Origin of the sequence: Allosalinactinospora lopnorensis (assembly GCF_000981225.1) — a bacterium.
Lineage (GTDB): Bacteria > Actinomycetota > Actinomycetes > Streptosporangiales > Streptosporangiaceae > Allosalinactinospora > Allosalinactinospora lopnorensis.
In genome coordinates this window covers 49,552-55,557 of sequence record NZ_LAJC01000035.1, presented here as the reverse complement: position 1 = coordinate 55,557, position 6,006 = coordinate 49,552, and the positions used below count along the sequence as shown (strand labels likewise).

The following is a 6,006-nucleotide window of genomic DNA, read 5'->3' as shown; positions in this document are numbered from 1 at the left end:
TCCGCTGGACGCTGGACCCGGAGCTGTGCGCGGAGCGTCGGGCCGCAGGAGCGGGCCGCAGCGGCGCGCGACGCGGAACGCCGCAGCCAGGGCCGGCAGGTGCTCGCCGCCTCCGCCGCCGCCATCGGTGTGCTGGCCGCTTCGGCGGCGCCCGGACCCTCGTCCGCCGGCTGCGCTGATCGCAGGGGCGCCGGCCTCGCCTTAGAAGCCGGAGAGAGCCAGGAAGAACGCGATGATCAGGACGCTGCCGCCCACGGTCGTGAGCGCGGCGCGGCCGGTCTCGGTGAGCCGGGCGTGCACCAACCGCAGGCGCGGCCGGCTCCGCGCGGTGCCGCGGGAGGGCGGCGCCGACGAAACCGCGCCCGGGTCGAGCCGCGGAACGCGGTTGAACAATGCGATTGACACCAGTGCGGCACCGGCCAGGATCAGCACGAGCGACACGTTGCGGCGGTCCCTTCGAGAGGAGGGCGGGTACCAACGGTGCCCGATTCTGCCGCACGGGGCCGAGGCCAGCACCGGGCGAGCGGTGTCCCGGCCGGTTATGGTCGCTCCCCAATGGCCGTTCCTCCCTCCTGAGGGCCGGAGCCCAAGGGGGAGCGCACGGCGCGTTCCGCCGTCTCGGCGTCCACGCCGAGGGCCTTGAGGGTGAACCGGGCCACCAGCGCGTGCGCCTCTCCGATGCCGGTCTCGCCCCGCAGCAACGGTACGCGCTGCGCGCCGATCATCGCCAGGACAAGCCGGGCGGTGGCCTCCGCCGACATCGCGGCGAACTCGCCGGCGGCCGCGCCCTCCTGCACGATTTCGGCGAGCAGCCGCTGCATGGGCGCCACGTGGTCGGCGAGGGCCTGGTAGGCGTCGGGGCCCAGGCTGGCGCCGAGTTCGGCCGCCGCCGGATGCGGATGCTCGACGATCCCCTGCAACTGCAGGTGGACGAACGCCGACAGCCGCTCCGCCGCCGAGGCGCCGCCGGGCAGCTCGCGCCGGTAGCGCTCGACGAACCCGGCCGTGACGTGCTCGGTGAAGGCGAGCAGCAGCGCGGGCTTGTCCGGAAAGTAGTTGTACAGCGCCGTGCGCGTGACCCCCGCCTCGGATGCCACGTCCGTCATGGAGATCCCGTCGATCCCCTGCGAACGGGTGAGGTTCGCCACCGCCTCCAGGATGCGCTCGCGAATCTGTGCGCGGTGGGCGGCGATGGTCGGGGCCGAGATCTTGGGCATGCTCCCATGGTGGCACGGCGCGATCCCGTGCGCCCTGGCTCGGCGGGAAGGGGCGGGCGGACCCGGTGTGCGGCCGGCGGGGCGGCCGGAGGTGTCGGCTCCCAGGACTCCGGAGGGATCCGTGTCGTCAGGCGGCCAGCTCCGGCGGGTGCCTGCGGCCGAGATCGGCGATGACCTCGATGTTGAGCTGGTAGGCGAGCTGCGTCTCGCGGACCACCCGGCGCCGCGTCGTCTCGTCCAGCTCCAGCGCGTCCAGCCGGGAGCGGTATTCCGCCTTGAACCGCGGAATGCTCGCGAGCTGGTCGAAGGCGTAGAACGCCACGCCGTCGCCGGCCAGGCCGTAGGCGCGCGCCGCGGCGTCGCGGATGAACCGGCCGCCGGAGAGGTCGCCGAGGTAGCGCGTGTAGTGGTGGGCGACGTACCCGGCGGGCTGGTCGGCCATCTGCCGGATTCGGGCGACGTAGGTGCGCGTAGGCGGCGTCAGCATCGGCTCGATCCGCTCGCGCCAGGCGGGGCCGTAGAGCGTGGTGAGGTCGCGTTCCAGGGCGGGAACGCGGAACAGCTCGGGGAACAGGACGGAACCGGCCACCGGGTCGTCGGCGAGGGAGCGTCCGACCTCTTCCAGCGCCAGGTAGATGAAGTGGTGCTGGGCGACCATCGCCGCATAGCCCTCGCGCGGCAGCCGGCCCTCGAGGAGCGCCTGGGTGAACGCGTGCTGCTCGGCCTCCTCGTGCTCGCTCCGGGTGGCCGCTTTCAACCGTGCGGAGAAGGCGTCCGGGACGTCGGCGGCTCGCTGTCCGGTGTCCATATCCCGCGTTTCCCCTCGGTCGCGTGGATGTCCGGAGAAACGGGGAAACCGTGCCGTGGGCCACCGTGCGCCGGACAATTTTTCTGACATGATGTCATAAAGAATGCGGCCACTGTCAAGGTTATCGCGACACCGTGTCAGGAAACATCCGGCGGGAACGCGTGTCCAGGGTCCTTCGTCGTCTCTGCTCAATGGGGTGAGCGCAGCTCACTGAGGTGGCATGGCCGATACCCTGGTGGCCGGGCGATGGCCCACTGCGCGGTTGCCACGGAGGGCCCCGGGTCAAAGGTCGGATGTCTCTCGTGCTATCCCGTTAGCGAAAGCAGCAGCCGGGCGATTATCGTTTGGCAGTCGCGAATGACCTGTGTTCCGACGCCTCACGGAGCGGGTGGTCACCGCCTTCGACGGGTTCCGGTCCGGTCTCATGTGATCCCGGATCTGGAACGGGGCAGGAGTTCGGGATCGGGGGAGTCGAGACGAAGGCGCCGACGAGCGCTGGGGAACCGGGCGACGTAGAGGCGATGTGTGGATACTAGAAAAACAGGACGCGATCCCGTGACCGCGACAGATCCCGAGAACACGGGGCCGAGGAAGGCCGGCCCCGCTGACGGGGCTGCCGTATCGGCCCACGTCTCCGTCGAACCGGCCGACATACTGCTCATCGAGGACGACGCCCAGGATGCCTTCCTGGTCGAGGAACTGCTCGCCGACACCCCGCTGGACTCCCGTATCACCTGGGTTCCCACGCTGGGCGACGCGCGCAAGCACCTCACCGGCTTCCGCGGCTGCGTGCTTCTCGACCTCAACCTGCCCGACGCCTCCGGTCTGGGGCTGCTGCGCGAGGTACTGACCGCCGTGGAGTCGGCCGCGGTCGTGGTGCTCACCGGTCTCCACGACGAGCACGAGGGCATCGCCGCCGTCGCGGCCGGCGCTCAGGACTACCTCGTCAAGGGGCAGGTCGACGGCTCCTTGCTGGCGCGCAGCCTGCGCTACTCCATCGAACGCCAGCGGGCCGACGAGAACGCCCGCCAACTCCGCGAAGCCGAGATGTACGCCCGGGAGAACATGCGGCTGGAACGCGGCCTGCTGCCGCAGGTCCTGCTCGACAGTTCCCCGCTGAGCCATCTCTCCTTCTACCGGCCGGGACGCAAGCGCGCCATCGTCGGAGGGGACTTCTTCGACGCGGTCCAGAAGGACGGCACGACGCACATCGTCATCGGCGACGTCAGCGGACACGGCCCCGATGAGGCCGCGCTCGGTGTGAGCCTGCGCATCGCCTGGCGGGCGCTGGTCATGGGCGGGGTGGCCGAGGAGCGGCTGCTTCCCGCCCTGGAGGAGATCCTCATCAGCGAGCGCGCCCAGGAGGAGATGTACGCCACGCTGTGCCAGACCAGCCTGGACGTCGAGCGCGAGCAGGCGCGGATCCGGCTGCTGGGACACCCGCCGCCGCTGCTCATCACGAGCGGCGAGGTCAAGGAGATCTTGGCGGTGCCGCGCCCTCCGCTGGGCGTCTTCCCCGAGGACGAGAGCGATGTGGAGGAGGTCGCGTTCCCGCGGGGGAGCACGCTGCTGTTCTACACCGACGGCCTGGTCGACGCCTTCGACGGCGGCCCGCCGGACCGGCTTGAGGTGCACGGGCTGCGCCGGATCCTCATCGACGTCCTGGACCGCGGGACCTCTCTCACCGACCTCCCCGGCCAGGTGGTGGACGAGGCCGAACGCCACAACGGCGGGCCGCTGCAGGACGACGTCGCCATGCTGCTCATGACGTATGGGGAGCAGGCGTGAGCCGATATCCCTGGGGGACGCCGAAAGGCGTTCCGAAGACGGCTCGCGTCCCAGTGTCGCTTCGGCGCCGCGTGACCATCCTGCTGGCGGCCGTGACCGTGGTGCTGGTCGCCTCGGTGTCGACCATCACCTTCGCCGCCCTCTCCGCCCGGGACTCGCTCGCGAGGCAGGTCGACCAGCTCACACCGGCGCAGAGCGCCGTCCAGCAGACCATGGCCGCCTACCTGAACCAGGACAACGGGATCAGGGGCTACGCCCTCACCTCCGACATCGAGTTCCTCACCCCCTACCAGGAGGGGAGCCGCGCACTGCGGGAGAACCGGCCGATCCTGGAGGGGGCCCTCGAGGACGGCGAGGAGGCCGATCCCTCCATCAGCAGGCTGCTCGAGGCCGGCGACGCGTGGCGTGAGGACTTCGCCGAGCCGACGCTGCAGAAGGTGCACGCCGGTGAAGAGGTCAGCGCCGAGGACTACCAGCTCGGCCGGGAGCGCTTCGATGCCTTGCGCACCGCTGCGACGCAGGCCGAAACGGAGGTCGAGAACGAACTGCGCGAGGCACGCGAGGGGCTTACCGTGGCCACCCAGCAGGTCGTGGCACTGCTCATCCTGGTGGGGGTCGTGGTGGCGGTCCTCTCCGTCTTCCTCTGGGTGATGCTGCAGCACTGGGTGCTGCGTCCCCTCGACGAGCTGGTCTCGCATCTGCGGCAGGTGTCCGAGGCTACTACGCCCACCGCATCGAGCTGCACGGGCCGCCCGAGATCGAGCGTGTCGGCCGCGACGTCGACGCCATGCGCGAGCGCATCGTCCAGGACCTGCACGAGGTGGGCACGGCCCGCCGCAAGCTGCAGGAGCAGTCGGAACTGCTGGAGCGCCAGACCGACGAGCTGCGTCGGTCCAACCTGGAACTGGAGCAGTTCGCCTACGTCGCCTCGCACGACCTGCAGGAGCCGCTGCGCAAGGTGGCCAGTTTCTGCCAGCTACTGCAGCGCCGCTACCGGGGGCAACTGGACGACCGGGCCGACTCCTACATCGATTTCGCGGTCGAGGGCGCCAAGCGCATGCAGACGCTGATCAACGATCTGCTGGCGTTCTCCCGGGTCGGCCGTACCAAGAACTTCGCTCCGGTGGACCTCAACGTGGCCCTGGAGGACGCCTTGGGGAGTCTGGAAACCAGGCTGGACGAGGCCGACGCGGTCGTCACCGGTGACGACATGCCCACCGTCCAGGGCGACCGGACCCTGCTCACACAGGTGTTCTTCAACCTCATCGGCAATGCGGTAAAGTTCCGCGGCGACCGGGCGGCGCAGGTGCACGTGAGCGCCAGACACCAAGGAGACGAATGGATCCTCTGCTGTACGGATAACGGGATCGGTATCGAGCCGCAGTACGCGGAGCGGATTTTCGTGATCTTCCAGCGGCTGCACACCCGCGACAAGTACGGCGGGACGGGGATCGGCCTCGCCATGTGCAAGAAGATCATCGAATTCCACGGGGGGCACATCTGGCTGGCCACCGAGCCGGACCGCCAGGGGACCCGGATATGCTGGTCGTTGCCCGCCGATGTCGAGGCCCAGGACGAGACGGTCGAAGAGAATGCGGAGGGCGTCCCTGCGGATTCGGAGCCCGCCTCGGTCGGCACGGAGGATTCCCCCCACGCGGCCGAGGACGACCCCGGGAAGGTCTGAGACATTGAGCGAGGTCACTTTGGTGCAGGCCATAGAGGTGCTGTTGGTGGAGGACGACCCCGGTGACGTCCTCATGACCAAAGAGGCGTTCGAGGAGCACAAGGTGGGCAACCGCCTGCACGTGGTCTCCGACGGTGTCGAAGCCCTCCGCTTCCTGCGCCGCGAAGGCGAGTACGCCGAAGCGCCGCAGCCGCATCTGATCCTGCTCGACCTCAACCTGCCCCGCAAGGACGGGCGCGAGGTCCTCGAAGAGGTCAAGAAGGACGAGGCCCTCTCACACATTCCGATCGTGGTCCTGACCACCTCGGAAGCGGAGGAGGACATCATCCGCAGCTACCGGCTGCACGCCAACGCCTACGTCGCCAAGCCGGTGGATTTCGAGCAGTTCATCCAGGTCGTACGGCAGATCGACGATTTCTTCGTGAGCGTCGTGCGGCTGCCCAACGGCTGAACCGTCCGGACCTGCGGCCCTGTCCGACCTGCTTATGGAGCCGATCTGGATTACGGTG

The 6,006-nt window shown here is 69.5% G+C and carries 5 protein-coding genes and 1 pseudogene; 3 read left to right on the top strand and 3 right to left on the bottom strand.

Annotated elements, in window-relative coordinates:
- Positions 1–201: 201 nt before the first annotated feature.
- From VS93_RS14350 to VS93_RS14340, 3 genes are all read right to left on the bottom strand, one after another.
- Positions 202–441: a hypothetical protein gene (locus VS93_RS14350; protein WP_046470436.1), complete on the bottom strand. Its 240-nt coding sequence runs from the start codon at positions 439–441 to the stop codon at positions 202–204.
- A 98-nt stretch (positions 442–539) separates the two neighbouring features.
- On the bottom strand, positions 540–1,217 hold the full coding sequence (locus VS93_RS14345) for a TetR/AcrR family transcriptional regulator (protein WP_046470435.1): 678 nt from the start codon (positions 1,215–1,217) through the stop codon (positions 540–542).
- Between the two features lie 127 nt (positions 1,218–1,344).
- Positions 1,345–2,025 carry a biliverdin-producing heme oxygenase gene (locus VS93_RS14340; RefSeq protein ID WP_046470434.1) on the bottom strand — a complete coding sequence of 227 codons (681 nt, stop codon included), beginning with the start codon at positions 2,023–2,025 and terminating at the stop codon, positions 1,345–1,347.
- A 555-nt stretch (positions 2,026–2,580) separates the two neighbouring features.
- Here VS93_RS14340 and VS93_RS14335 point away from each other — a divergent pair.
- The 3 genes and pseudogenes from VS93_RS14335 (at position 2,581) to VS93_RS14325 (ending at position 5,948) form a co-directional block, all read left to right on the top strand.
- Positions 2,581–3,813 carry a PP2C family protein-serine/threonine phosphatase gene (locus tag VS93_RS14335; RefSeq protein ID WP_046470433.1) on the top strand — a complete coding sequence of 411 codons (1,233 nt, stop codon included), beginning with the start codon at positions 2,581–2,583 and terminating at the stop codon, positions 3,811–3,813.
- A pseudogene (locus VS93_RS14330) lies at positions 3,810–5,497 on the top strand (sensor histidine kinase). The gene VS93_RS14335 and the pseudogene VS93_RS14330 overlap by 4 nt, the downstream one beginning before the upstream one ends.
- 4 nt (positions 5,498–5,501) lie before the next feature.
- Positions 5,502–5,948: a response regulator gene (locus VS93_RS14325; RefSeq protein WP_269082857.1), complete on the top strand. Its 447-nt coding sequence runs from the start codon at positions 5,502–5,504 to the stop codon at positions 5,946–5,948.
- The last annotated feature ends 58 nt before the right edge of the window (positions 5,949–6,006 follow it).